27 protein-coding genes are annotated in these 23,505 nt (G+C 65.6%); 19 read left to right on the top strand and 8 right to left on the bottom strand.

The genetic code is table 11. The features are described 5' to 3' along the window. Positions 1-63 precede the first annotated feature (63 nt). The 3 genes from arfB to OKW52_RS00130 all read left to right on the top strand — a co-directional run bounded on the left by arfB (position 64) and on the right by OKW52_RS00130 (position 2,677). A complete protein-coding gene (gene arfB, locus OKW52_RS00140) occupies positions 64-489 on the top strand; it encodes an alternative ribosome rescue aminoacyl-tRNA hydrolase ArfB (protein WP_264503901.1) in 426 nt (141 codons plus the stop codon). Positions 490-582: 93 nt separating this feature from the next. Continuing rightward, positions 583-1,041: an NUDIX hydrolase gene (locus tag OKW52_RS00135; RefSeq protein ID WP_264503900.1), complete on the top strand. Its 459-nt coding sequence runs from the start codon at positions 583-585 to the stop codon at positions 1,039-1,041. A gap of 154 nt (positions 1,042-1,195) precedes the next feature. Further along, positions 1,196-2,677, top strand: coding sequence for an inorganic phosphate transporter (locus OKW52_RS00130; protein WP_264503899.1), 1,482 nt, complete (start codon positions 1,196-1,198; stop codon positions 2,675-2,677). Positions 2,678-2,747: 70 nt separating this feature from the next. Here the strand turns inward: OKW52_RS00130 and trhO are convergent, their stop codons facing one another. Together trhO and OKW52_RS00120 are read right to left on the bottom strand one after the other, a co-directional pair. Beyond that, complete coding sequence (gene trhO, locus OKW52_RS00125) at positions 2,748-3,650, bottom strand: oxygen-dependent tRNA uridine(34) hydroxylase TrhO (protein ID WP_264503898.1); 903 nt, start codon at positions 3,648-3,650, stop codon at positions 2,748-2,750. Between the two features lie 27 nt (positions 3,651-3,677). Beyond that, positions 3,678-4,496, bottom strand: coding sequence for a rhomboid family intramembrane serine protease (locus tag OKW52_RS00120; protein WP_264503897.1), 819 nt, complete (start codon positions 4,494-4,496; stop codon positions 3,678-3,680). A 293-nt stretch (positions 4,497-4,789) separates the two neighbouring features. Between OKW52_RS00120 and ffh the strand changes: the two genes are divergently transcribed. Genes ffh through trmD form a run of 7 tightly spaced genes read left to right on the top strand, consistent with a single transcriptional unit; the run spans position 4,790 to position 9,569 of the window. Then, positions 4,790-6,298 carry a signal recognition particle protein gene (gene ffh, locus OKW52_RS00115; RefSeq protein WP_264503896.1) on the top strand — a complete coding sequence of 503 codons (1,509 nt, stop codon included), beginning with the start codon at positions 4,790-4,792 and terminating at the stop codon, positions 6,296-6,298. A gap of 4 nt (positions 6,299-6,302) precedes the next feature. Next, on the top strand, positions 6,303-6,896 hold the full coding sequence (locus tag OKW52_RS00110; RefSeq protein WP_264503895.1) for a GNAT family N-acetyltransferase: 594 nt from the start codon (positions 6,303-6,305) through the stop codon (positions 6,894-6,896). Then, entirely contained in the window at positions 6,893-7,189 is a 297-nt protein-coding gene (locus OKW52_RS00105; RefSeq protein WP_127107110.1) for a chorismate mutase, read from the top strand. The genes OKW52_RS00110 and OKW52_RS00105 overlap by 4 nt, the downstream gene beginning before the upstream one ends. A 59-nt stretch (positions 7,190-7,248) precedes the next feature. Continuing rightward, complete coding sequence (gene rpsP / locus OKW52_RS00100) at positions 7,249-7,611, top strand: 30S ribosomal protein S16 (RefSeq protein WP_264503894.1); 363 nt, start codon at positions 7,249-7,251, stop codon at positions 7,609-7,611. 4 nt (positions 7,612-7,615) lie between these two features. Further along, on the top strand, positions 7,616-8,251 hold the full coding sequence (gene bluB / locus OKW52_RS00095; RefSeq protein WP_264503893.1) for a 5,6-dimethylbenzimidazole synthase: 636 nt from the start codon (positions 7,616-7,618) through the stop codon (positions 8,249-8,251). An 8-nt stretch (positions 8,252-8,259) separates the two neighbouring features. After that, entirely contained in the window at positions 8,260-8,763 is a 504-nt protein-coding gene (rimM, locus tag OKW52_RS00090; protein WP_127107116.1) for a ribosome maturation factor RimM, read from the top strand. After that, the gene (gene trmD / locus OKW52_RS00085) at positions 8,760-9,569 is read left to right on the top strand and encodes a tRNA (guanosine(37)-N1)-methyltransferase TrmD (protein ID WP_264503892.1); all 810 of its coding nucleotides are present in this window, start codon (positions 8,760-8,762) and stop codon (positions 9,567-9,569) included. Before rimM ends, trmD begins: the two co-directional genes overlap by 4 nt. Positions 9,570-9,572: 3 nt before the next feature. Here trmD and OKW52_RS00080 read toward each other — a convergent pair whose 3' ends face one another. Continuing rightward, positions 9,573-9,896: a hypothetical protein gene (locus tag OKW52_RS00080; RefSeq protein ID WP_264503891.1), complete on the bottom strand. Its 324-nt coding sequence runs from the start codon at positions 9,894-9,896 to the stop codon at positions 9,573-9,575. Positions 9,897-10,426: 530 nt separating this feature from the next. On the opposite strand from OKW52_RS00080, the gene OKW52_RS00075 reads away from it, so the two are divergent. The 5 genes from OKW52_RS00075 to OKW52_RS00055 all read left to right on the top strand — a co-directional run bounded on the left by OKW52_RS00075 (position 10,427) and on the right by OKW52_RS00055 (position 14,497). Continuing rightward, a complete protein-coding gene (locus tag OKW52_RS00075) occupies positions 10,427-11,410 on the top strand; it encodes an Abi family protein (protein WP_264503890.1) in 984 nt (327 codons plus the stop codon). Positions 11,411-11,728: 318 nt separating this feature from the next. Next, positions 11,729-12,106: a 50S ribosomal protein L19 gene (gene rplS / locus OKW52_RS00070; RefSeq protein ID WP_264503889.1), complete on the top strand. Its 378-nt coding sequence runs from the start codon at positions 11,729-11,731 to the stop codon at positions 12,104-12,106. Positions 12,107-12,117: 11 nt separating this feature from the next. Continuing rightward, positions 12,118-12,339, top strand: coding sequence for a 50S ribosomal protein L31 (gene rpmE / locus OKW52_RS00065; RefSeq protein WP_264503888.1), 222 nt, complete (start codon positions 12,118-12,120; stop codon positions 12,337-12,339). A 72-nt stretch (positions 12,340-12,411) separates the two neighbouring features. Next, positions 12,412-13,596, top strand: coding sequence for a hypothetical protein (locus tag OKW52_RS00060; protein ID WP_264503887.1), 1,185 nt, complete (start codon positions 12,412-12,414; stop codon positions 13,594-13,596). A gap of 91 nt (positions 13,597-13,687) precedes the next feature. Then, positions 13,688-14,497 carry a division plane positioning ATPase MipZ gene (locus tag OKW52_RS00055; RefSeq protein ID WP_264503886.1) on the top strand — a complete coding sequence of 270 codons (810 nt, stop codon included), beginning with the start codon at positions 13,688-13,690 and terminating at the stop codon, positions 14,495-14,497. Positions 14,498-14,506: 9 nt separating this feature from the next. Here the strand turns inward: OKW52_RS00055 and OKW52_RS00050 are convergent, their stop codons facing one another. Next, complete coding sequence (locus OKW52_RS00050; RefSeq protein ID WP_164736631.1) at positions 14,507-14,665, bottom strand: hypothetical protein; 159 nt, start codon at positions 14,663-14,665, stop codon at positions 14,507-14,509. A 124-nt stretch (positions 14,666-14,789) separates the two neighbouring features. On the opposite strand from OKW52_RS00050, the gene OKW52_RS00045 reads away from it, so the two are divergent. Beyond that, a complete protein-coding gene (locus tag OKW52_RS00045; RefSeq protein WP_264503885.1) occupies positions 14,790-16,121 on the top strand; it encodes an FAD-binding domain-containing protein in 1,332 nt (443 codons plus the stop codon). Here the strand turns inward: OKW52_RS00045 and OKW52_RS00040 are convergent. From OKW52_RS00040 to OKW52_RS00025, 4 genes are all read right to left on the bottom strand, one after another. Next, complete coding sequence (locus tag OKW52_RS00040) at positions 16,118-16,990, bottom strand: SRPBCC domain-containing protein (RefSeq protein ID WP_264503884.1); 873 nt, start codon at positions 16,988-16,990, stop codon at positions 16,118-16,120. The two genes, OKW52_RS00045 and OKW52_RS00040, sit on opposite strands and share 4 nt — an antisense overlap. Beyond that, a complete protein-coding gene (locus OKW52_RS00035; protein WP_264503883.1) occupies positions 16,987-17,460 on the bottom strand; it encodes an SRPBCC family protein in 474 nt (157 codons plus the stop codon). The genes OKW52_RS00040 and OKW52_RS00035 overlap by 4 nt, the downstream gene beginning before the upstream one ends. Then, positions 17,457-17,795 carry an ArsR/SmtB family transcription factor gene (locus OKW52_RS00030; RefSeq protein WP_264503882.1) on the bottom strand — a complete coding sequence of 113 codons (339 nt, stop codon included), beginning with the start codon at positions 17,793-17,795 and terminating at the stop codon, positions 17,457-17,459. The genes OKW52_RS00035 and OKW52_RS00030 overlap by 4 nt, the downstream gene beginning before the upstream one ends. Positions 17,796-17,933: 138 nt before the next feature. Further along, on the bottom strand, positions 17,934-18,326 hold the full coding sequence (locus OKW52_RS00025; RefSeq protein ID WP_264503881.1) for a VOC family protein: 393 nt from the start codon (positions 18,324-18,326) through the stop codon (positions 17,934-17,936). Between the two features lie 231 nt (positions 18,327-18,557). On the opposite strand from OKW52_RS00025, the gene OKW52_RS00020 reads away from it, so the two are divergent. The 3 genes from OKW52_RS00020 to OKW52_RS00010 all read left to right on the top strand — a co-directional run bounded on the left by OKW52_RS00020 (position 18,558) and on the right by OKW52_RS00010 (position 23,327). After that, a complete protein-coding gene (locus OKW52_RS00020) occupies positions 18,558-20,717 on the top strand; it encodes a malate synthase G (protein ID WP_264503880.1) in 2,160 nt (719 codons plus the stop codon). A gap of 116 nt (positions 20,718-20,833) precedes the next feature. Then, positions 20,834-21,259: a GlcG/HbpS family heme-binding protein gene (locus tag OKW52_RS00015; protein WP_264503879.1), complete on the top strand. Its 426-nt coding sequence runs from the start codon at positions 20,834-20,836 to the stop codon at positions 21,257-21,259. A gap of 10 nt (positions 21,260-21,269) precedes the next feature. Next, entirely contained in the window at positions 21,270-23,327 is a 2,058-nt protein-coding gene (locus OKW52_RS00010; RefSeq protein ID WP_264503878.1) for a bifunctional DedA family/phosphatase PAP2 family protein, read from the top strand. Positions 23,328-23,505: the final 178 nt, after the last annotated feature.

Below are 23,505 nucleotides of genomic sequence, written 5' to 3'. Positions count from 1 at the left end.
GCCGCTCGATTTTCGGGCGGCCCTTTCGATTGATTTAACGGCAGTGTTTGATAAGCCCGCATCATGCTTTTCGTGACCGATCAGATCATCATTCAGGACTGGGAGCTGAGCGAAAGCTTCACGCGCTCTTCGGGTCCGGGTGGGCAAAACGTCAACAAGGTCTCAACCGCGGTCGAACTGCGATTCGAGGCCGAGCGGTCGCCTGCCCTGACGCCTGCCGCCAAGGCACGGCTCAAACGGCTGGCCGGACGGCGCTGGACGCTGGACGGCGCGCTGCTGCTCAGGGTCGAAGATACCCGCAGTCAGGCCCGCAACCGCGAATTGGCGCGCGAGCGGCTGGTGGAACTGATCCGGCAATCTTTGGTCGCACCGCGTCGCAGAATTGCAACAAAACCGACCTACGGTAGTAAAATCAGGCGCGTTGAAGCGAAAAACAGGCGGGGGACGATCAAATCCCTGCGCGGACGCGTTGACGACACGGACAGCTGAGGGCAGACTGTGGATAATTCCGACACAGATCCGGTGAACCACAAAAATGCGCGGCCGTCCTCAACGGTTGCCCCCGAACCCGAGCAGGCATCCATGAAGCAATCCGCCCTGGCGGCCTTTCGCACTTTCGTCGAACCCGTTTGGCGCCGCCCTGATTTCATTCAGGCCGCGGCACTGTGCGTGCGCAAGACGAAAAAGGGTCCTGAGGTGTTGCTGGTAACAAGCCTGACCACCAAACGCTGGATCGTGCCCAAGGGCTGGCCGATGGATGGCCGGACTCTGGCCGAGGCGGCGATGCAGGAAGCGTGGGAAGAGGCCGGGGTCAAGGGCAAGGTCGCAACCGCGTCGATGGGTGATTTCGCCTATCGCAAGCTGGTCAAGAACGGCATTCCGGTGATCTGCCGCTGCTCGGTGTTCCGCATCGACGTGTCCGATCTGGCCAATGACTTCCCGGAAAAGGGCCGCCGGGTGCGCCACTGGATGCGCCCGTCCGAGGCTGCGAAAGCGGTCGAAGAACCCGAATTGAAAGCCCTGATCCTGACGCTCAACTGAAGAGCTGGTCACCCGAACGCGCGCCACCAGCGCGGGTGGACGGATCGGCAACGCTTTGACGCAACCTGTCGCAGTCCCGGCTGCGGGTGTTGTGATCCTGCCTTGGGCGCGCTAGGGGCTTTGTGACACTTTTGCGACAGCCACGGAGCCCGTGATGACCTCGCCTGCCGACCCGAACGCCAAGGCCATCAAGACCCTCGACAAAGACCTCGGGCGCATCGGCCTGCTGGAACAAGCGACCATGTTCACCGCCCGCCCGCTGGTCGGGCCGGGCATCGCGCTGGTGTTCATGGCGCTGGCCGGTCTGGCTGCGGCCACGATCATCGGCGCAGGGACCGGGACCTGGGTGGTGGTGATCGCGGCGGTGATCGGGGCCTATATGGCCGTGAACATCGGTGCCAATGACGTGGCCAACAACATGGGCCCGGCGGTGGGGGCGAATGCCGTCACGCTGGGCGGCGCGCTGATCATTGCGGCAATCTGCGAGACGGCAGGTGCGCTGCTGGCCGGGGGCGATGTGGTGAGCACTGTCTCACGCGGCATCGTCGCGCCCGAATCGGTGGCCGAGCCGCAGGTTTTCGTCTGGGCGATGATGGCGGCGCTGCTCGCAGGGGCGCTGTGGATTCACCTTGCCACCGCCATGGGCGCGCCGGTTTCGACCACGCATTCCATCGTCGGCGGGGTGATGGGCGCGGGCATTGCTGCCGCCGGGTTCGGTGCGGTCAACTGGCCGACCATGGCGGCAATTGCGGCCAGCTGGGTGGTCTCGCCGCTGATGGGCGGGGTGATCGCGGCGCTGTTTCTGGCGCTGATCAATTCGCGCATCCTGTACCGCGAGGACCGGATCGCCGCCGCCCGCACCTGGGTGCCGGTGCTGATCGGTCTGATGGGCGGCGTGTTCGCCACCTATATGGCGATGAAGGGGCTGAAGAAGCTGGTCGATGTGTCACTGGGTGAATCGGTGATGATCGGTGTGGCCGTCGGTATTCCGCTGGCGCTGCTGATGCGCCCGGTGATCCGCCGCCAGTCACGCGGCATGGAGAACCGGGTCAAGTCGATCAAGGCGCTGTTCTCGATCCCGCTGGTGCTGTCTGCCGCGCTGCTGTCCTTTGCCCATGGTGCGAATGATGTGGCCAATGCGGTGGGGCCGCTGGCGGCGATTGTGCATGTGATTCAGGATGGCTCGTCGGGCGACCGGGTGCAGATCCCGTATTGGGTGATGATCACCGGGGCGTTGGGGCTGTCGGTCGGGCTGATGCTGTTCGGGCCCAAGCTGATCAACATCGTCGGGTCCGAGATCACCCGCCTGAACGCGATGCGCGCGTGGTGCGTGGCGCTGTCGGCGGCGCTGGTCGTGATTCTGGCGTCCTGGCTGGGGCTGCCGGTCAGTTCGACCCATATCGCCATCGGCGGGATCTTTGGCGTGGGCTTTTACCGCGAGTGGTATCACGAGAAGATCCTGAAAGAGAATCGCGACCTGTCGGCCCTGCCGGTCGAGGAACGTACCCGCCGCAAGGTCGTGCGCCGCTCGCATCTGATGACGATCATGACCGCGTGGGTGATCACGGTGCCTGCAACGGCAGTGCTGTCGGCGGGGCTGTTCTTTGCCGCGACGCTGCTGGCCGGTCTGCGCTGAGCGGCAACGGGTGGTGCGCTGAAGCGCACCCTACGGGCGACGGGTAGGGTGCGCTTCAGCGCACCGGTGCTCAGCGTCCCAGATGCAGCGCGCCGCGCGCTTCGGCCAGCGCGATCTGCTTCTGGCGCTCGCGGAAACCCTCGCGGCGGGCGTCGTCGTATTCGCTCAGGCAGTGGTGACAGCTGACCCCGTGCTCATACTCGGGCCGTGACAGATCCGCAGGCTCCAGCGGCCTGCGACAGGCGTGGCACATGACATGGCCGGTGGGCTGCAACCCGTGCCCCACCGCGACGCGCTGATCGAACACAAAGCACCCGCCGTGCCAGAGGCTTTGCTCGGGCGGCACCTCCTCAAGATACTTCAGGATGCCGCCCTTGAGGTGGAACACCTCGTCAATCCCCTGACCCAGCAGATAATTCGTCGATTTCTCGCAGCGGATGCCCCCGGTGCAGAACATCGCGATCCGCTTGTTGTGGAAGCGCTCCTTGTTGGCCTCCCACCATGCCGGGAAATCACCGAACGCCCGCGTGCCGGGATCGACCGCGCCCTCGAACGTGCCGATCGCCACCTCATAACCGTTGCGGGTGTCGATCACCGCCACGTCGGGGTCCGAGATCAGCGCGTTCCAGTCGGACGCCTCGACGTAATGGCCAACGCGGGCCAGCGGATCGACATCGGGTTGCCCCATGGTGACGATCTCGCGTTTGAGGCGGACCTTGAGGCGGCCAAAGGGCATGGTGTCGGCCTGCGCCTCTTTCCACTCCAGATCGCCGCAGCCGGGCAGGGCGCGGATATGCGCCAGCACCGCGTCGATCCCGGCGCGGGGGCCGGCGATGGTGCCGTTGATCCCCTCGGGTGCCAGCAGCAGCGAGCCTTTGACGCCTTGCGAACAGGCGAGCTGCGCCAGCGGGTGCTTGAGCGCGGCGGGGTCGGGGAAACGGGTGAAATGATAGAGTGCGGCGACGATGAACATGGGCGGCTTGTGCGACAGAGCGGCGTCTCAGGCAAGAAAGGATTCGATCACAAGGCTGACGAGGATAAAGAACGCCGCGGTCTTGATCCAGAACCACCAGCGCGCACTGCCGGTGCCTTCGGTCGTGGCATCGCCCAGCGAGGGGAGCCAGCGCGACAGGCCCAGAAAGGCCGCTTCGGGATGGGGCACGGGCGGCTGGAACAGCGGCACATCGCGCCAGCGCAGGACGGTGAGCAGCACAGCCCCGGCAGCGAAACCGCCGATATGCGCCCAGAAGGTGATGCTGACCTGACCGGGTTCCTCGGCCAGCGCGGCGATCAGATCCAGCACCACCGACAGGCCGACGAAGACCCCCGCCGGCACCGTCACCGGCACCCGCAGACCCACAAGGACCAGCACCTGCGCGCGCGGATGCAGCAACAGATACGCCCCCATCACCCCCGCGATTGCCCCCGATGCGCCGATCACCGGCACCATCGGGTTGCGCGAAAACAGCGACTCGGCCCCGGCCCCTGCCATGCCGCACAGCACAAAGAACAGCGCGTAGCGGAGCGGGCCCATGCTGTCCTCGATGTTGTCGCCAAACACCCAGAGCACGATCATGTTGCCCGCCAGATGCAGGAAGCTGGCATGGAGGAAGATATAGCTGGCCATCTGCCCGATGACCTCGGGCGTGCCGCCCGGAGCCTTGGTGCCGCCAGTCAGAGAGAGTGTGGCCGGGGTAAAGGCGAAGTCCTGCCAGGGGACGCCCAGCGCATAGACGGTGACGCAGAGCGCGATGAGGGCCCAGTTGACCCAAGGCGCGCGGATGTGGCGCGTCGGGTTGTGATCGGCGAGGGCAAGCATTGCGGCGCGGCTCCGGGGGTGAGGGGGCAGGGGGCTTTCCGCCCCCTCTTCGGCTAAAGCCGAATTCACCCCCCGGAGCGTAGTTGTGGCAAGATGAAAACGCACCCGCTGAACGGGCCGGGGCAGATTTCCTTGACTCTGCCGGGAGGCGGGCGTATCGGAGCCCGGAATTCCCCCGGAAGCCGCCTGCTTCCGGTCCCATCGCTTTTGCGGGGATCGCCATCCGTCAGCGCGTTGCGCCCACGGGTGCAATGCCCCGTGGCCCCGCAAGCCCGTGCCCGAAAGGACGAGCCATGTTCGAGAATCTGTCCGAGCGCCTTGGCGGTGTCTTCGACCGCCTGACCAAGGCGGGTGCGCTGTCGGCGGACGACGTCACGGCGGCGCTGCGTGAAGTGCGGACCGCGCTCTTGGAGGCCGATGTCTCGCTGCCGGTGGCGCGCGATTTCATCAAGCGGGTGCAGGTCAAGGCCACCGGTGCCTCGGTCACGAAATCGGTGACGCCGGGCCAGCAGGTCGTCAAGATCGTCCATGACGAGCTGATCGCCACGCTGCGCGGTGATGAGGATCCCGGCAAGCTGAAGATCGACAACCCGCCCGCGCCGGTGCTGATGGTCGGTCTGCAGGGTTCGGGCAAGACCACCACCACCGCCAAGCTGGCGCGCCGCCTGAAAGAGCGGGAGGGCAAGCGGGTGCTGATGGCCTCGCTGGACACCAACCGCCCGGCGGCGATGGAGCAGCTGGCGATCCTGGGCACCCAGATCGGCGTCGACACCCTGCCGATCGTCAAGGGTGAGAACGCCGTTCAGATCGCCAAGCGCGCCAAGTCTCAGGCGACGATGGGCGGCTATGACGTCTATCTGCTGGATACCGCCGGTCGTCTGCACATCGACGAAGTGCTGATGGACGAGGTTCAGGCCGTCCGCGATGCCGTCAACCCGCGCGAGACGCTCTTGGTGGTCGATGGTCTGACCGGGCAGGATGCCGTCAACGTCGCCACCGAGTTCGAGGGCAAGGTCGGCATCACCGGCGTGGTTCTGACCCGGATGGACGGCGACGGGCGCGGCGGTGCGGCGCTGTCGATGCGCGCGGTGACCGGCAAGCCGATCCGCTTTGTCGGTATGGGCGAAAAGACCGACGCGCTGGAGAGCTTCGAGGCCGAGCGCGTCGCGGGCCGCATTCTGGGCATGGGCGATATCGTCGCGCTGGTGGAAAAGGCGCAAGTTACGCTGGAGGCCGAGCAGGCCGAGCGCATGATGAAGCGCTTCCAGAAGGGTCAGTTCAACATGAACGACCTGCGCCAGCAGCTGGACCAGATGCTGAAAATGGGCGGCATGCAGTCGGTCATGGGCATGATGCCCGGCATGGGCAAGATGTCGAAACAGGCCGAGGCTGCCGGGTTCGACGACACGATGCTCAAGCGGCAGATCGCCCTGATCGGCTCGATGACCAAATCCGAACGTGCCCGCCCCGAGATCCTGCAGGCGAGCCGCAAGAAGCGGATCGCGGCGGGGGCGGGCCTTGACGTGGCCGAGCTGAACAAGCTTCTGAAAATGCAGCGGCAGATGGCCGATGTGATGAAGAAGATGGGCAAGGGCGGCATGCTGAAACAGGCGATGAAGTCGATGTTCGGCAAGAATCCCGACATGGCCGACATGCAAAAGCAGCTGGCCGATCCCGAGGCGATGAAAGCCGCTCAGGCCGCGATGCGCGGCGGGGCGATGTCGCGGGGCATGCCCGGGCTGCCCGGGCTGGGCGGCGGCGGTTTGCCGGGCGGTCTGTCAGGACTGGGGCGCAAGAAGTGAGCCTGTGGTGCGCATCCTCGGCGGGGGCACAGCGATGACGCTGGAGCAAACCTTCGCGCAAATGGTCCCCCGGATCGAGACGCCGCGCCTGATCCTGCGCGCGCCGGGGCTGGCCGATTTCGACGGGTTCGCCGGGTATCTGGCCTCGGACCGCTCGCGCTATACCGGCGGGCCGATGGACCGCAACCTGGCCTGGCGCGGCTGGGGCCATGCGGTCGGGCATTGGGTGATGCGCGGCTACGGGATCTTCGTGATCGAGGACAAGGCGACCGGCCGGGCGCTGGGCACCACCGGCCCCTATTTCCCCGAGGGCTGGCCCGAACCGGAAATCGCATGGACGCTGTGGGACAGCAGCACCGAGGGCAAGGGCATCGCCGCCGAGGCCGCGCTGGCCGGGCGTGCCTATGCCTATGAGACGCTGGGCTGGACCACCGCGGTCAGCGTGATCCTTGAGGGCAACACCCGTTCGGAAGCGCTGGCTGAGCGCCTTGGCTGCGTCCGCGACGGGGGCATGACCCATCCGCAATTTGGCGCAACCTCGATCTGGCGGCACCCGGCTGCGGATACGCAGGGCGCTGGCATGGAGGCTTACGCATGAGCGACGATTCCCAACGCGCCGAAGAGCTGCTGCGTGAGCACCGCGAAAGCATCGACCGGCTGGATGCCATTCTGGTCTACACGCTGGCCGAACGCTTCAAGCACACGCAGGGCGTCGGGCGGCTGAAAGCCGAACACGCGCTGCCGCCGTCCGATCCGTCGCGTGAAGCGCGCCAGATCGAGCGGCTGGAATGGTTGGCCAAAGAGGCCGATCTCGACCCGGAATTCGCCAAGAAATTCCTGACGTTCATCATCTCGGAAGTGATCCGTCACCACGAGAAGCTGCAAAACTGACACCCGAATTGGCGCGGGGGTTCCCTGCGTCCGACAAGCCATCAATAGGAGAATACACAATGGCTACTAAAATCCGTCTCGCCCGTGGTGGCTCGAAAAAGCGCCCGTTCTACGCGATCGTCGTGTGCGACAGCCGCATGCCGCGCGACGGCCGTTTCCTGGAAAAGGTCGGCACGTATAACCCGCTGCTGGCCAAAGACAGCGAAGACCGCGTGAAAATGGACATCGAGCGCGTGCAGGCGTGGCTGGACAAAGGCGCGCAGCCGACCGACCGCGTCGTGCGCTTCGTGGAAGCTGCCGGTGTCCGCGCCAAAGTCGAGCGCAACAACCCGAACAAAGCCAAGCCGGGCAAGAAAGCCGTCGCCCGCGCGAAAGAGCGTGCCGACAAGGCTGAAGCTGCTGCCACGGCGTCGGCTGAGTAAGCCGATGCAAGACGGGGCGTTCAGCGAAACGTTCCGCGCGCAGCTGGCGGATCTGGTGCGGTGGCGGCGCGATGTGCGCCGCTTCCGGTCGGACCCGGTGGATGAGGACGCGTTGGAACGGTGCCTGACTGCCTTTCGTCTGGCACCCTCGGTCGGGCTGTCGGAGCCCTGGCGCATCGTCAGGGTCGAAAGCCCCGCCGCGCGGGACGCCGCCCTGCGCAACTTCAAGGCGGCCAATACGGCCGCCTTGCAAGGGTATGACGGCGAGCGCGCCACGCTCTATGCCGGTCTCAAACTGACCGGCATGCGCGAAGCGCCCGTTCAGCTGGCCGTGTTCTGCGACGAGAGCACGGTCAAAGGCTCGGGCCTTGGGGCGCAGACCATGCCCGAGATGCGGCGCTATTCCGTCGCGGGCGCGGTGATGCAGCTCTGGCTGATGCTGCGCGCCGAAGGCTTGGGGATGGGCTGGGTCTCGATCCTTGACGCCGACCAGCTCTCGGTCGATCTGGGGATTGACGCCGGTTGGCGGCTGGTTGCCTATCTGTGCATCGGCTGGCCTGAAACCAGCGATGACGAACCGGAACTGGAACGCGCGGGCTGGGAACAGCGCAGCCTCGCTGTGCCGATAGAACGACGATAGGGGTGATCATGGGCGAGCGTGTCTGTGTCGGAGCGATTGCCGGAGCCTTTGGCGTCCGGGGTGAGGTGCGGCTGAAAAGCTTCTGCGCCCAGCCCGAGGCGATCGGCGCCTATGCCCCGCTTTATACCGAAGACGGCAAGCGCAGCTTCACCGTCAAGCTTGGCTCGCCGGTGCCCAACGGGCTGTCCGCGCGCCTGTCCGGCATTGCGTCGCGCGAAGAAGCCGAGGCGCTGCGTGGCACCCGGCTTTACGCCGACCGCGACAAGCTGCCCAGCCTGCCGGATGATGAATTCTACCACGCCGATCTGATCGGCCTGACCGTGCTTGACACGGGCGGGACCGAACTGGGCCGTGTTACCTCGGTCCAGAACCACGGTGCGGGCGATCTGCTGGAAATCCAGATCCCGGCCAAGGGCAGCGCGCTGATCCCCTTCACGCTGGCCATCGTGCCGACCGTCGATCTGGCCTCGGGCCGGGTCATCGTCGATCCGCCCGAGGGTCTGTTTGAATGAGCGACGACGACACGCCCGCCCCCCGCCGCTCGCACGGGCGTGTGGCGATGAGTGTCACAGGCCAGCCGCGCGATCTGATGGGCGGCCCGCCGCGCATCAAGAGCGCTTGGGCCGCCAAGATCATCACCCTGTTCCCCGATGCTTTCCCCGGCGTGCTCGGTCAGTCGCTGACCGGCAAGGCGCTGGACCGGGGCCTGTGGTCGCTCGACACGCTCGATCTGCGCCCCTTTGGCGAGGGCAGGCACCGCAACGTCGATGACACGCCTGCGGGTGGTGGTGCCGGGATGGTGCTGCGCGCCGACATCCTTGCCCGCGCGTTGCGCATGGCCGAGATCGGCACTGGACCGCGCCCGCGCTGGCCGGTGGTTTACCTCTCGCCGCGCGGCACGCCCTTTGATCAGGCGATGGCCCGCCGCTTTGCCGCCGGCGACGGCATCACCCTGCTGTGTGGCCGGTTCGAGGGTGTCGATGAGCGCGTGCTCGAACATTTCGCCATCGAAGAGGTCTCGCTGGGGGATTTCGTCCTGACCGGCGGCGAGATCGCCGCGCAGGCCGTGCTCGATGCCACCGTGCGCCTGCTGCCCGGCGTGCTGGGCAATGCCGCCTCGACCGAGGAAGAAAGCCATTCCAGCGGGTTGCTGGAACACCCGCAATACACCAAGCCCGCTGTGTGGGAAGGCCGCGAGATCCCGCCGGTTCTGCTGTCGGGTAACCACGCCGAAATCGCCAAATGGCGCCGCGCGCAGGCCGAGCGGATCACCCGCGAGCGCCGCCCGGATATGTGGGCCCGCCGCGAAAAGCCCTGACGGTTAACGCCAGATCGCGCCCTGCCGCTCGTAGCATTCCTGCGCCAGATCCATCGCGGCGGTCGACCCGTTCAGGATCCACTCCCGCGCCGGGTCGCCCTCAAGCGCCGCGCTGAAATAGTTCCCGTCCATCAACCGCTGCCGCATCACCTCGGTCAGCGGCTGCGCCGCCCAGCCGTGGCCGAGCAAGTCATAGGTTACCGGCAGTTCCTCGCCATCAACGATGAACAGACCGGGCGCGCTGGTGCTGCCCTTCTCCTCGGGGGTTTGCGGGCTGGGCACATACATCGTCCACCCCTCCAGCGCGTCGAAGCTCCGCTCCAGCAACAGCGGCCCCCCTCTTGCAACGGGATCGTCGCCCGGCACCCAGAGAAGCCGCTGTCATCATGCAGCGCCTCCACCAGCCAGCTGCGCGTCTCGCCATACAGGCTGCTGCGCTCGTTGGGGTTGGTGGGTTCGGCAAGGGCGGGGAAGGTCAGGCTTGCAGTGATCGCAGCGGCGAAGGTCAGGCGGGTCACGGGCTGGCGGGGCAAGGGGCAGGGTCTCCGGCGGGATGAGGGTATTTAGACTGATGATGGGGGGGAATGGGGGGAGGTCAAGGGGGAAACCCCTCATGCGGTCGGTTGGCCCGTCGCGACGAATCTAGGACACCGAGGGGTACGGTGTGCGTCCACGAGCCGTGTTCAGGAACACTCAAAGCACTGTTGCAGGACACGCGAGCGTTGCGAAAAGCGCAACAAGAAGCTTGACGTGTTCGTGCCCACGAATTAGCTAATGTGGACCTTATGACCGGCTCCCCTGGCTTGGCCTCGTCGCCTTGTTACGGGCCGGTCTTCTCATATTGAGAACGCCTTCGAATGATGCTGCCGTACCTGAAGCCGTTCAGGGATATCCGTTCCAATATTGATATCCTCAAGGAACGGGGGATGCTCTTTTCCGATGAACACTACGCAGAACGGTGTTTTTCACGGATCGGCTATTATCGACTCAGTGCCTATTGGTACCCGTTTCGGGATTTCTGCGTATTGCCCGCGGAGGGTGGTCGGTTGGTCCGCTGTGATCGCTTCGTTAAGGGCACGACTTTCGACCATGTATTGGATTTTTATCTGTACGACAAAGAAATCCGCCTGATGATCTCCGACGCTCTCGAGCGGATCGAGATAGCGATGCGGGCTTTTTTGGTCGAAGTTTTGGGTGCGCACGGCGCGCACGCGCACCGAGACCTAAGAAGTTACAACGCACATTTAGCCGCGCGTGACGCAATAACGGGTGAGCTACCACTAGACAGTTTTCTGTCAGGGCTTGACGAAGCCTTCGCGCGGTCGAACGAAGAATTTGCAAAGCATTTCCGCCGAACTTATGCAGGTCATCCGCCTATTTGGATTGCGGCTGGGGGGTGGGACTGGGGGAACCTATCCTATACTTTTCGCTATCTTTCAGACAGGAACATGAGTGCAATCTGCGCCTTGATCCATCCCGCGCTCGAGCAAAAAACTTTGATTTCCTGGATGGCGAGTTTGAATGAGGTGCGGAATGCCTGCGCGCATCATTCAAGGATGTGGAATAAGGTGCTCACGAACGCGCCCGGTTTTCAAAAACTTGGTCAGCTTCCCGATTTCGATCACATGCGGACGGATCGCGGGAAGATCGACCAGCAGCACTCTGCACGCTTGTATGGAGCGCTGATGGCTATCGTATTCCTTTTGAAACGAATTCACCCCAAAACTGAATGGCATCATCGCTTTGCCAAGCTGGTGAGCGAGAAAACTCTTGCCGCAGAAATTTCTACGGCTTCTGCGGGTTTCCCCACGGGTTGGGAGACGACGTCGGCTTGGAACTGAGGTTTGCACGGTTTGCGCAGTTGCTTCCGGGCAACTCACCGTCGAAACGCCCCAAATCTTCCCCAACCCCCGCTTGACCCACCCCCTCGCAAGCCCTATACCGCGCTCGTCCGGGGGCGGAATCGCCCGCCGGGCCGTTTTCGTTTGGGCCCTGCCTTCTTCGGCGGATCACGGAACAAACGGATCGCACAGGAACGACGATCGTATCTCTGTCGGGCTGCTTCCCCTTGCGGGCAAGCGGGACCCGGGTGAAGACCAGAGCTCTGCATCGGCACAGACCTTCGCGGGCCAACCGTGAGCATGATAGGAGAAGATCAGATGAACCTGATCGCAGAACTCGAAGCCGAGCAGATCGCCTCGCTCGGCAAGACCATTCCGGATTTCAAGGCCGGTGACACCATCCGTGTCGGCTACAAAGTGACCGAGGGCACCCGCTCGCGCGTTCAGGCGTTTGAAGGCGTCTGCATCGGCCGCAGCGGTGGCAAGAACATCGCCGCCTCGTTCACCGTGCGCAAGATCTCGTTCGGTGAAGGCGTCGAGCGGATGTTCCCGCTCTATTCGACCAACATCGACAGCATCGAGGTTGTTCGCCGCGGTCGCGTTCGTCGCGCCAAGCTGTACTACCTGCGCGATCGTCGCGGTAAGTCGGCGCGTATCGTTGAAAAGACCAACTACCGTCCGATGGGCGCTGAGTAAGGAGCCGGATGATGAGAGCAGATATTCACCCCGACTATCACGTCATCAACGTCAAGCTGGTTGACGGCACGATCGTGCAGATGAAATCGACCTGGGGCAAAGAAGGCGACAGCATGTCGCTGGACATCGACCCGTCGGTGCACCCGGCCTGGACCGGCGGCACCTCGCGTCTGATGGACACCGGCGGCCGCGTGTCGAAGTTCAAGAACAAATACTCGGGCCTGGGTTTCTAAACCTACCCCCGTTTGCAAAGACGTTGAGCGCCGCTACATCCGTAGCGGCGTTCTGCATTCCAAAGGCCAACGATGCTGTTCAACCTTGCCATCGCCGCGACCATCCTGATCACCGGCGCGCTCTTGTCGCTGCCCGCCCTGCGCAAAGCCCCGGTCTGGCGCGCGATGGTGACGCCGCTGGCCTCGATCATCGGGTCGGGCTTTCTGGTGCTGGGGCCGCTGCTCAACCACGCCTATGGTCGCTTTGCACCGCTGGCGATGGCGCTGCTGTGTTTGGTGGCCTGGGGCTATGGCGCGGCCATCCGCGACAACATCCGCGCGATTGGTGATGACGGCACGGCGAAACCGGTCTGGGCCGAGTCGTTGGCCTCGGCCCTGCTGGGTTTCGCCTTCATGGTGTCGGTGGCCTATTACCTCAACCTCTTTGGCAGCTTCGCCCTGTCGCTCACGCCTTTCGCCTCTCCGTTCAACGCGCGGCTGATGACCAGCGCGATCTATGCGCTGATTCTGGTCGTCGGCTGGACGCGCGGGTTCAAGACGCTGGAGCGGATGGAATACGCCAGCGTGGCGCTGAAGCTGGCGATCATCGCCGGGTTGCTGCTGGCGCTGGCGGTGTTCACCGGCGGCAAGGCAGTCGAAGGGACGCTTGTTATCAGCGAGGTTCACGAGACAGGCTGGGCCGCGCTGACGCTGGGCTTTGGCCTGATCGTGACGGTGCAGGGCTTCGAGACCTCGCGCTATCTGGGCGCGCAATACAAGGCGCAGACGCGGATCAACTCGATGCGGCTGGCGCAGATCGTCTCAACGGCGATTTACCTGATCTATATCGCGCTGGTGACCTATGCTTTCGATCCCGCCGGCATGTCGCTGTCTGAAACCGCCATCGTCGATATGATGGGTGTCATCTCACCCCTGTTGCCGCTGGTGCTGGTCGCCGCCGCGCTGGCCGCTCAGTTTTCGGCGGCGGTGGCGGATACCGGCGGGTCGGGTGGGCTGATCGCCGAACTCAGTCGTCAGCGCATCACCCAGCGCCACGCCTATGCGCTGACCGTCGCGGTGGGGCTGGGGATCACCTGGGTCGCGGATGTGTTCCAGATCATCGCCTATGCCTCGCGGGCGTTTGCCGCGTATTACGCCGTGCAGGCGGCGATTGCCGCGTGGCGCGTCTGGCCGGACCGGCCGGTCCGCGCCGCCCGGCATGCGGCGCTTGCGCTGCTCGCCGTGGCCATCGCGATCTTCGGGACTCCGATCGAGTAACCGTCTTTCGGCGGCTTTCCGCTTCCCCCCGCCGCTCCCCGGCTTATTGTCCGGGCGCGTCGAACCGGGCGCAGCAAGAGCAGGGAAGAACGTGGCGCATATTATCGTCACCGGCAATGAAAAGGGCGGGTCGGGCAAATCGACCACCGCGATGCATATTGCAACGGCGCTGGCCCGGATGGGGCATCGCGTCGGGGCACTGGATCTGGATGTCCGCCAACGCACTTTTGGCCGCTATATTGAAAACCGCGTGGCATATTGCGCGCGCGAAGGCATCACCTTGCCCAGCCCGGACTACCGCGAGCTGCCCGAGGTGGACGCGGCCCAGCTGGGTCCGAATGAGAACATCAACGACCATCGTCTGTCCGAGGCCATGGCCGGGCTGGATGAGACGTGTGATTTCATCCTTATCGACTGCCCCGGCAGCCATACGCGGCTGAGCCAGGTGGCGCATTCGCTGGCCGATACGCTGATCACGCCGATGAATGACAGCTTCATCGACTTTGACCTGCTGGCCCGGATCGATTCTGAGACCAACACGGTGCTGGGTCCGTCGATTTATGCGGAAATGGTCTGGCAGGCCCGGCAATTGCGCGCGCAGGCAGGCCTTAAACCGATTGACTGGATGGTTGTGCGCAACCGGCTTGGCGCGCAGCAGATGCACAACAAGCGCAAGGTCGGTGAGGCGCTCGAGGCGCTGTCCAAGCGGATCGGTTTCCGCGTGGCGCCCGGCTTTTCCGAGCGGGTCATCTTCCGCGAGCTGTTCCCGCGCGGGCTGACCTTGCTGGATCTGCGTGACACGGGTGTCGAGCAGATGAACATCTCAAACGTTGCCGCCCGGCAAGAGCTGCGCGATCTGATGACCGCGCTGCGTCTTCCGGGGGTAACGGTCAGCGTGTGAAACCGGCGTTCAGTGCTTGAAAAAGCGCTTTTGCGGCAGGGATTCAGGCAATTGTTTGTGCAGGTCATCGAGCCGCGACAACACGCGGTCCTCGTCGTCGGCAAACAGGTTGAACGGAAGTTTCAGCGCTTGGCCGAGGAAGTCGAGGGTGCTGCTCTGCGGTTTCATAGAAGGTCCTTTCTGACGCGGGCTTAGGCAGACTTCACTCCTGTTTCGTGGCAGCAATGGGGCGCAGGCATGGTCCTTTGTGGGAGGGGTTGCCGGGCGGCGATTGTGGGGGTAAACCGGGAACATGCCCTCGCAAGACTCGGCGCTCACCATGCTCTCGCTCGTCTGGTTCACCCGTGATCTCCGCGTTCAGGACCATCCGGCCCTGTCGCTTGCGGCTGCGGGCGGGCGTGTTCTGCCGGTCTGGATTGCCGATCCGGCCGAATGGGCACGGCCTGAGGTGTCAGCGCGGCACTGGGGTTTTCTGGACGACTGCCTGCGGGGCTTGCGCGCCGATCTGGCCGAGCTGGGCCAGCCCCTGATCCTGCGCACCGGCGATCCGGTCGAGGTGCTGACGCGCCTGCAGGCCAAGCACGGCTTCTTGCGCCTCATCACCCATCAGGAAACCGGCAGCGCCTGGGCGCGCGCGCGTCAGCAGCGCGTGGCCGACTGGGCGCGCGGGGCAGGGGTCGAGTGGGTCGCCTTGGCGCAGGGCGATGGCCCTGTGTTGCCAGCGCCCCCGCTGCCGATGGTGGTTGAGGGGACGGGCGCGCTGCCCGGCCTCAAAGCGCTGGGACTGGCCGAGGATCGCTGCCCCTACCGCCAGCCGGGTGGCCGCGCGGCGGGGCTGCAATTGCTGGAAAGTTATCTGTCGGTGCGCGGGCAGGGCTATTCCCCCGCCACCGCCACCGCATTGGGGGCCGAGCGCGCGGGCAGCCGGTTGTCGCCCTATCTGGCTTACGGCGTGCTTTCACCGCGCGAAGTGCAGGCGGCGCTGGCTGAGGCGCGCCAGCGCTGGCGTGGCAATTCCGACTGGTCCGGTGCCCTGCGCGCGCTGGCCGCGCAACTGCGCGCCCGCACGCAGGCGCAGGACGCGCTACCGCTGATGCCCCCCGGCGACACACCCGCCACCGGCCCCTGGGCCGACGGCCAGACCGGCCTGCCGTTCATCGACGCCACCATGCGTGCGTTGGCCGCGACTGGCTGGCTCGACGCCCGCTCGCGCGCACTGCTCGCTGCCGTCGGCGTGCATCATCTGGCACTCAACCCTTCTGCCGTGGGCCTGCACCTGTCCCGCCTGTGCACCGATTATGACCCGGCGATCCACTGGCGTGCCTTGCAAAGCGTCGCGCTGGGCCGCATCCCCGATCCGGTGGCGATGGGTCAACGGCTGGACCCGCAGGGCGCTTTTATCCGCCGCTGGGTGCCCGAACTCGCCCGCGTCCCCGATGCCCATCTGCACGCACCCTGGCTCTGGCCCCGCGCGCGCAAACTGCTGGCCGGGCGCTATCCCGAGCCGGTAGTCGATCCCGCCACCGCCGGACGCGCCGCGCGGGCGGAACGCACCCCGGTGCCCCGCCCGCTCGTCACCCCGCGCAAACGCGCGCCCAAAGGGCAGATGGCGCTGGACCTTTAAGCGCCGACCTGCCGCGCCAGCTTGCCCAGCGTCTGCAGACCCAGCTCCATCGCCCCCATCGCCTTGGCCTGATCGTAGTCGTCCTGCGTGGCCATCAGCATATCCAGCGTCACCTTGGTGCGCTTTCCCATCGGCTCGAACCGGGCCGAGGCATCGGCATGTTTCGGCCCGTTCTCGCCCCAGTGCAGCGTGTAGTCGATGCGCGTCTGCGGGATGTGGCGGGTATAGCGGTGGTGGTTGGGATAGACGGTGCCGTCAGGGCCGACCATGTCGAACACCCACTCGCCCCCCTTGCGCAGATCAATGCGCTGGGTGCGGCACGAGAACCCGTCCGGCCCCCACCAGAGCGGCAGTGCCTCTGGGTCGGTCCATGCCTCCCATAGCGCCGCCACCGGCGCGTCGATCACCCGCTCGATGCTCAGCACCCGCTGGGCGACGTCGGTCAGGTTATCCAGCCCGGCCCCGAACCCCTGCTGATACCCGACGCCCATATCCTCGGCCAGAGAGGCCAGTTGCACCGTCAGCGTCAGCACGCAGCCCTCACCCATGCCGCGCAGCTCGGCTGTGACCAAAGCGGTGGACAGCGTCGTGCCCTCCTGCGCGATCACTTCGCTGTTCACGCTCCGCAGGCCGGGGTCCATCGCCAGCCAGCGGATGTCGCAGCGGATGTCGGGCTGGCCCTTCACCTTGCACAGCGAGATTTCCTCACCGCCAACCCGCGCATCGGCGCTCAGATACTCGACCGTCACTGCCGGGCTGGGCGCGGACCACGCCGCCCGCGCCGCCGGGTCGATCCACGCATGCCAGACCGCACCCGGCGAGGCGGCGATGTCGCGCTCGAACACCAGCGTATCGAACTGCGTGCTCATCTGGCGGCAAGCTCCTGCGCATAGGCTTCAAGCTGCGCGGCGACGGTGCCCCAGCCGTCGTGGAACCCCATGTCGGCGTGTTGCTTGGCGCTCTCAACGCTGCGGTGGCGGGCGATGGCGGTATAGGTCGTCTTGCCGTCACCGGCATCTTCAAAGGTGACGATGGCGGTCATGAAGGGTTCAGGGTTTGGCTTCCAGCCTTCGGTGTAGGTGTCGGTGAACACCAGCTTTTCGCCGGGGATCACCTCGAGATACACGCCGTTGTTCTCCATCAGGTTGCCCTCGACCTCGAAGGTCGTGTTGCATTTGCCGCCGGGCCGTACGTCCAGCTCGCAGGCGACAACCTTATGCGGTTTGGGCACGAACCACTGCGGCAGATGTTCGGGCGAGGTCCAGCATTCCCACAGGATCGTGCGGGGCGCGTTCAGGGTGCGGGTCAGGATCAGGTCGGTATCGGGATCAAGTGTCATTGTTGGCGTTCCTTCATCAATCGGGTCACGTAATCTTCCAGACGGTCAAGCCGCCCCTCCCACTGCGCGCGCTGTTCATCCAGCCAGCCGCGCACGGGGGTGAAAGCCTCGGGCACAATGGCACAGGTGCGCACGCGGCCGTCCTTGTGGCTGTCGATCAACCCGGCCTGTTCCAGCTTGCGCAGATGCGCCATCAGGCTGGGCAGGGCCATGTCGAAAGGTTGCGCCAGATCGCTGACGCTGGCCGGACCGCGCGCCAGCTGCGACAGGATCGCGCGGCGGGTCGGATCGGCCAGCGCCTGAAACAACGCATCAAGGCGCGGTTCGGCGCTCATCGGGCCAGCCCGACTGCGGTGCCGCCGTAGGGTGGGGTTTCACCCCACCCTATGTGCCCATGGTCAGGCATGGTGCGCCCCCGGACCCCGTCGCCGCGCAGCGATCCCGTGACGCGATGCCCGCGCAGCTGCCCCATGTCAGGCCTCGGGGAAGTGGGTCAGTTCCCAGACGTGCCCGTCAGGGTCGGTGAACGCGCGGAAATACATGAAGCCGTGGTCCTGCGGCTCTCCCTGCGCCGCGCCGCCCTCGGCGGCGGCGGTATCGCACAGGCGGTCCACGTCGTCGCGGGTCTCGCAGGTCAGGGCGATCAGCACTTCGCGGGCCTTGCTGGTATCGGCGACCTCGGCCTTGGCGAAGCCACGGAACTTGTCATGCGTCAGCAGCATGGCGAACATGGTGTCCGACAGCACCAGACAGGCAGCGGTCTCGTCGGTGTAGTCGAGGTTGAAGTCGAACCCCAGCGCGCGCCAGAACCCCATGGCTTTGGGCAGGTCTGCGACGGGCAGGTTCACAAAGATCATTCGGGGCATGACGCCGCTCCTTCTGTATCGCTTAGGAAAATAACTAACTATCGGAGCCGAGTCGCGCAAGAAAAACTTAGGCATGTGACTTACAATTATTTCTTGAAAATCATGTCGGGATTTGTCGGCGTTGCAGAGGGGAAAGCGTGTTGCCTATAGGAAACTTTTTCCGATATCCTCAGCGAACGCACCGGGAGGCGGGCTTTGCGGCTCAGGCGCGACATCAAAAAAGAGGGTGGTATGACACAGCGCATCGACAAGGCGGGTCTGAAGGTTGACCTGCAACTGGCGGATTTCATCGACGCGCAGGCGCTGCCCGGCACCGGGATCGACCCGGCGGCCTTCTGGCAGGCCTTCTCGACCCTCGTGCATGATCTGGCGCCGAAAAACCGCGCCCTGCTGGACAAGCGCGACAGCCTGCAGGCGCAGATCGACGACTGGCACCGCAGCCACCGCGACGCGCCGCATGATGGCGAGGCGTACAAGGCTTTCCTGTCCGAGATCGGCTATCTGCTGCCCGAAGGCGGCGATTTCCAGATCGAAACCCAGAACGTCGATCCTGAGATCGCCACCATCGCCGGTCCGCAGCTGGTCGTGCCGATCACCAACGCCCGCTATGCGCTGAACGCGGCGAATGCGCGCTGGGGCAGCCTGTATGACGCGCTCTATGGCACCGATGCGATGGGCGCGCTGCCGCCCAAGGGCGCGTACGAGCACGGCCACGGCGCACGGGTCGTGGCGCGGGTGCGGGTGTTTCTGGACGAAGCGGTCCCGCTCGACGGCGCGTCCTGGACCGAAGTGACGGCGCTCGCCGTGCGCGACGGTCAACTGGTGGTGACGGCGCGCGGCGAACGGGGGCTCAAGAACCCGGCCCAGTTCGCGGGCTGGCTTGAGAATGACCTGTGCCCGCTGCAGGTCCTGCTGCGCTCGAACGGGCTCTTGATCGAGATCCTCGTCGATCCCACGACCGAGGTCGGGCGCACCGACCGCGCCGGGATTTCGGATGTCTGGCTGGAAAGCGCGCTGACCGCGATCATGGATTGCGAGGATTCCGTCGCCTGCGTCGATGCCGAGGACAAGGTGCAGGCCTATGGCAACTGGCTGGGCCTGATGAAGGGCGATCTGGCGGAAGAGGTCACCAAGGGCGGCAAGAGCTTTACGCGCAAACTGAACCCCGATGCCGCCTACAACGCCCCCGGCGGCGGTACACTCACCGTGAAGTGCCGCGCCCTGCTGTGGGTGCGCAATGTCGGCCATCTGATGACCAACCCGGCGATCCTGCTGCAAGACGGCTCGGAAATCCCCGAAGGCATCATGGACGCCATGATCACCACGCTGATCGCCAAGCACGATCTGCAAAAGACCAAAGGCGCGCGCAATTCGCAGCATGGCTCGATGTATGTGGTGAAGCCCAAGATGCACGGGCCGGAAGAAGCCGCCTTCGCGGTCGAGATCTTCGACAGGGTCGAGGCCGCGCTGGGCCTGCCCGCCAATACCGTCAAGCTGGGTATCATGGATGAGGAACGCCGCACCTCGGCCAATCTCAAGGAATGCATCCGCGCCGCCAAATCGCGGATCGCCTTCATCAACACCGGTTTTCTGGACCGCACCGGCGACGAGATCCACACCTCGATGGAGGCCGGGCCATTCAGCCGCAAGGACTTCATCAAGCGCAAGACCTGGATCAATGCGTATGAGGACCGCAACGTCGATATCGGTCTGGAATGCGGGCTCAGCGGCAAGGCGCAGATCGGCAAGGGCATGTGGGCCGCGCCCGATCTGATGGCGGCGATGCTGGATCAGAAGATCGCGCATCCGCGCGCCGGGGCCAATACCGCCTGGGTGCCCAGCCCCACCGCCGCCACGCTGCACGCGCTGCATTACCACAAGGTCGATGTGTTCGCGGTGCAGAAAAAGCTGGCCGGGGGCGGGCGCCGGGCGCATCTGGATGCCCTGCTGGAAATCCCGCTGGCCACCTATCGCAAATGGTCGCCCGCGCAGATCATGGCCGAGGTCGAGAACAACGCCCAAGGCATCCTTGGCTATGTGGTGCGCTGGATTGATCAGGGGGTGGGCTGTTCCAAGGTGCCCGACATTCACGACGTCGGCCTGATGGAAGACCGCGCGACCTGCCGGATTTCGTCGCAGCATATCGCCAACTGGCTGCACCACGGCATTGTCAGCGAGGCGGACGTCCTGGACGCGATGAAGCGGATGGCGGCGGTGGTCGACCGCCAGAACGCCGACGATCCGCTCTACACGCCGATGGCGCCGGGCTTTGAAACCATTGCCTTTCAGGCGGCTTGCGATCTGGTGTTCAAGGGACGCGTCCAGCCCTCGGGCTATACCGAACCGGTGCTGCACGCCCGCCGCCTGCAACTCAAGGCAGCGCGGAACTGAGACACCTGGGCGGCCCCGAAACGGGCCGCCCTTTGCGTTCCGGGCCCTTGCAAAGATCGGCTTTGCGTGATGGCGCGCGGGACGGTATCAGAGGGTCTGTTTTGAAAGGACGGCCCATGACCCTGACCCTCGACCAAGCCCGCACCATCATCGCCGCTGCCCGCGCCCTTGGTCGCGAAAAGGACATGAAACCGCTGTCCGTCGTGGTGCTGGATGCCGGCGGTCAGGTTCTGGCGTTCGAGCGGGAAGACGGCGCGCCGGTGGGCCGCTTCGCGCTTGCGCAGGGCAAGGCGTATGGTGCGATCATGGTCGGTGTGCCCAGCCGCCAGCTGGGTGTCATGGCCGCCGAGCGCCCGCATTTCGTCGCTTCGCTCAGCACGCTCTATGACGGCAAGGTGGTTCCTGCCGCCGGTGGCGTGCTGCTGCGCGATGCCGGCGGCGCGATTGTCGGCGCGGTGGGCGTGACCGGCGACACCTCGGACAATGACGCCGACGCGGGCATCGCCGGGGCGGAAGCCGCCGGGCTGGTCGGGCAGGGCTGAGCCGCCAACAGTGATCGGACTGGACCAGATCCTGCCCTCGCTGGCGTCGCTGGGCATGGCGACCTACTGGATCATCGGCGCGGCGGCGATGCTCGAGGCGTGGTTTGTCACCGGCGTCTTCGTGCCCGGCTCGCTGATCGTCGATGCGGGTGGGATCCTTGCGCAGCAGGGCGTGCTTGATCTGTTCGATCTGGGCTGGTTCGTCGCCGGTGGTGCATTGATCGGGGCCGAGCTGGGCTACTGGACCGGCCGTCTGGCCAAGCGCGGGCTTCGCGGGCGCTTGGCCGGGTCCAAGGCCTATGCCCGCGCCGAGGCGCTTTTCCAGCGCCACGGCGGGCTGGCGCTGGTCATCGGGCGGTTTCTGGGGCCGGTTTCGGGCTTGGTGCCGATGGTCGCAGCGCTTTCAGGCATGCCGCACCGTCGTTTCCTGATGTGGTCCGCGATTGCCGCCGTGCCCTATGCCGCCGGGCATCTGGCGCTGGGTTACGTGCTGGGCGACACGATGACCCGGCTGGGACCGCTGGCCACCCGGGTCGCGCTGGTGGTGGTGGCCGTGCTGCTGGCGCTCGCCGCGCTGATCTGGCTGGTGATGCGCGCGATCCGGCTTTTTCCCTTCGTGCGCTCGGTCGGGCAATCCGTGCTGCGCGCGCTGGCCGGGAACCCGCAGGTGCAGGCGCTGCAAGCCCGCTTCCCGCGCACCAACGCGCTGCTGGCGCGGCGTCTGGACAGCGGGCGTTTCGCCGGTCTGCCGCTGACGCTGCTGGGTGTGGTCTTTGTCTATGTCTTCGCCGTCTGGGTCGGGTCGGTCGCCGACTGGCTGACCGCCGCGCCGATCGTCGCCATCGACACGCGCCTGTCCAATCTGGCGCATTCGTTCTGGAGCCCGGGCATCCTGCGGGTCGTGATGCACATCACCGCGCTGGGCGACAGCCGCGTGGTGACGGCGCTTGCCGTTGCGCTGGCGGTCTGGCTGGTGCTCAAGGGGCGGCGCGATCTGGTGCTGGGGCTTGTCGTGGCCGTGGTCGGCAACGCGCTGTCGGTGAGCATTCTCAAGCGGGTCTTCGACCGCCCGCGCCCCGAGTTCGCCTATTTCCTTGAAACCTCCAGCAGCTTCCCCTCGGGCCACGCCGCCATCTCGGTCGCCTTCTGGGGAACCGCCTGTTACGCGCTCTGGCGCATCGGGCGCCTGCCGCTGGTCCCGGCGACACTGGCCGCCGTGCTGCTGGCCTTCACCATCGGTGCAAGCCGCGTCTATCTGGCCGAGCATTTCGTCAGCGACGTGTTCAACGGCTGGCTGGTCGGCGCGCTGTGGCTGGTCGTCGGCGTCGCCATCGCCGAATGGCGGCTCGAGTCGCAACCAGAGCCCGCGCCCGCGCCGGTTGGCGCGCTCCGCCTGCTGGCGCTCAGCGCCACACTGGCGCTGGTGGTCACCGCCGGGTGGGTCGTCGTCTTCTACGACAAGGCGCTGGGCATCCCGTGGAGCGCCCCTGCCGATGTCACCCTGACCGACCTCGCCGCGCTGCCCGCCGCCCCCGGCTTTACCGCGCAGACCGAGACGCTGCTGGGCAGGCGGCTCGGCCCGGTCAACGTGATCCTGCTGGCCGGGGATGACGCCGCCGTAGCCACCGCGCTGGCCGATGCCGGATGGGTCGCCGCGCAGCGCCCCGCCGCGACGCTGCTTTTGCGCGAGGCCTGGGCGTCATGGCGCGGTGCCGATGACCCCATCGCCCCGGTCACGCCAGATTTCTGGGACGGCCAGCCCAACGATATGGCCTATGAAAAGCCGATCGCCGACACCGCCGCCCGCCCGCATCTGCGGCTCTGGCGCAGCGCGTATCTGGGGCCGGACGGCCAGCGGGTCTATGTGGGCACGGCGACGCTGGATATCGGCATCTCGGGCATCCCGCCGGACCCCGATGCGCAACGTGACCTGCTGGTCGCCGACCTGATCGCCGCCGGTGCGCAACCGGCTGCCAGCATCGCCACCGGCACCGGGCGCAGCGGCACCACCCTGACCGGCCTCACCTGGACGACCGATGGTCAGGCGGCTGTTGTCATCCTGCCGTAACACCCCTTTTCTTTGCAGCTGCAGCAGACTAGGTTTCCCTCATCACAGACGTCGCAAGGTCAAGCCATGCCGCGAAAGCGTCCTGTTGTCGGGATAATCGGCAATACCGCCCTCTTGAACGAGACCTATCAGGTTCACGCCGGGGGCACGATGAACACCGAAGCCGTGGCCGAGGTCG

It is taken from the genome of Pararhodobacter zhoushanensis (genome assembly GCF_025949695.1).
In the GTDB taxonomy this organism is placed as follows: domain Bacteria; phylum Pseudomonadota; class Alphaproteobacteria; order Rhodobacterales; family Rhodobacteraceae; genus Pararhodobacter; species Pararhodobacter zhoushanensis_A.
This window is presented reverse-complemented; position numbering and strand designations above follow the sequence as displayed.

What these genes read in the sequence shown, in the direction of transcription:
- arfB (WP_264503901.1), top strand. Translation starts at nt 64, where the DNA reads ATGCTTTTCGTGACCGATCAGATCATCATTCAGGACTGGGAGCTGAGC.
- OKW52_RS00135 (WP_264503900.1), top strand. Translation starts at nt 583, where the DNA reads ATGAAGCAATCCGCCCTGGCGGCCTTTCGCACTTTCGTCGAACCCGTT.
- OKW52_RS00130 (WP_264503899.1), top strand. Translation starts at nt 1,196, where the DNA reads ATGACCTCGCCTGCCGACCCGAACGCCAAGGCCATCAAGACCCTCGAC.
- trhO (WP_264503898.1), bottom strand. Translation starts at nt 3,650, where the DNA reads ATGTTCATCGTCGCCGCACTCTATCATTTCACCCGTTTCCCCGACCCC.
- OKW52_RS00120 (WP_264503897.1), bottom strand. Translation starts at nt 4,496, where the DNA reads ATGCTTGCCCTCGCCGATCACAACCCGACGCGCCACATCCGCGCGCCT.
- ffh (WP_264503896.1), top strand. Translation starts at nt 4,790, where the DNA reads ATGTTCGAGAATCTGTCCGAGCGCCTTGGCGGTGTCTTCGACCGCCTG.
- OKW52_RS00105 (WP_127107110.1), top strand. Translation starts at nt 6,893, where the DNA reads ATGAGCGACGATTCCCAACGCGCCGAAGAGCTGCTGCGTGAGCACCGC.
- rpsP (WP_264503894.1), top strand. Translation starts at nt 7,249, where the DNA reads ATGGCTACTAAAATCCGTCTCGCCCGTGGTGGCTCGAAAAAGCGCCCG.
- bluB (WP_264503893.1), top strand. Translation starts at nt 7,616, where the DNA reads ATGCAAGACGGGGCGTTCAGCGAAACGTTCCGCGCGCAGCTGGCGGAT.
- rimM (WP_127107116.1), top strand. Translation starts at nt 8,260, where the DNA reads ATGGGCGAGCGTGTCTGTGTCGGAGCGATTGCCGGAGCCTTTGGCGTC.
- trmD (WP_264503892.1), top strand. Translation starts at nt 8,760, where the DNA reads ATGAGCGACGACGACACGCCCGCCCCCCGCCGCTCGCACGGGCGTGTG.
- OKW52_RS00075 (WP_264503890.1), top strand. Translation starts at nt 10,427, where the DNA reads ATGATGCTGCCGTACCTGAAGCCGTTCAGGGATATCCGTTCCAATATT.
- rplS (WP_264503889.1), top strand. Translation starts at nt 11,729, where the DNA reads ATGAACCTGATCGCAGAACTCGAAGCCGAGCAGATCGCCTCGCTCGGC.
- rpmE (WP_264503888.1), top strand. Translation starts at nt 12,118, where the DNA reads ATGAGAGCAGATATTCACCCCGACTATCACGTCATCAACGTCAAGCTG.
- OKW52_RS00060 (WP_264503887.1), top strand. Translation starts at nt 12,412, where the DNA reads ATGCTGTTCAACCTTGCCATCGCCGCGACCATCCTGATCACCGGCGCG.
- OKW52_RS00050 (WP_164736631.1), bottom strand. Translation starts at nt 14,665, where the DNA reads ATGAAACCGCAGAGCAGCACCCTCGACTTCCTCGGCCAAGCGCTGAAA.
- OKW52_RS00045 (WP_264503885.1), top strand. Translation starts at nt 14,790, where the DNA reads ATGCCCTCGCAAGACTCGGCGCTCACCATGCTCTCGCTCGTCTGGTTC.
- OKW52_RS00040 (WP_264503884.1), bottom strand. Translation starts at nt 16,990, where the DNA reads ATGAGCACGCAGTTCGATACGCTGGTGTTCGAGCGCGACATCGCCGCC.
- OKW52_RS00035 (WP_264503883.1), bottom strand. Translation starts at nt 17,460, where the DNA reads ATGACACTTGATCCCGATACCGACCTGATCCTGACCCGCACCCTGAAC.
- OKW52_RS00030 (WP_264503882.1), bottom strand. Translation starts at nt 17,795, where the DNA reads ATGAGCGCCGAACCGCGCCTTGATGCGTTGTTTCAGGCGCTGGCCGAT.
- OKW52_RS00025 (WP_264503881.1), bottom strand. Translation starts at nt 18,326, where the DNA reads ATGCCCCGAATGATCTTTGTGAACCTGCCCGTCGCAGACCTGCCCAAA.
- OKW52_RS00020 (WP_264503880.1), top strand. Translation starts at nt 18,558, where the DNA reads ATGACACAGCGCATCGACAAGGCGGGTCTGAAGGTTGACCTGCAACTG.
- OKW52_RS00015 (WP_264503879.1), top strand. Translation starts at nt 20,834, where the DNA reads ATGACCCTGACCCTCGACCAAGCCCGCACCATCATCGCCGCTGCCCGC.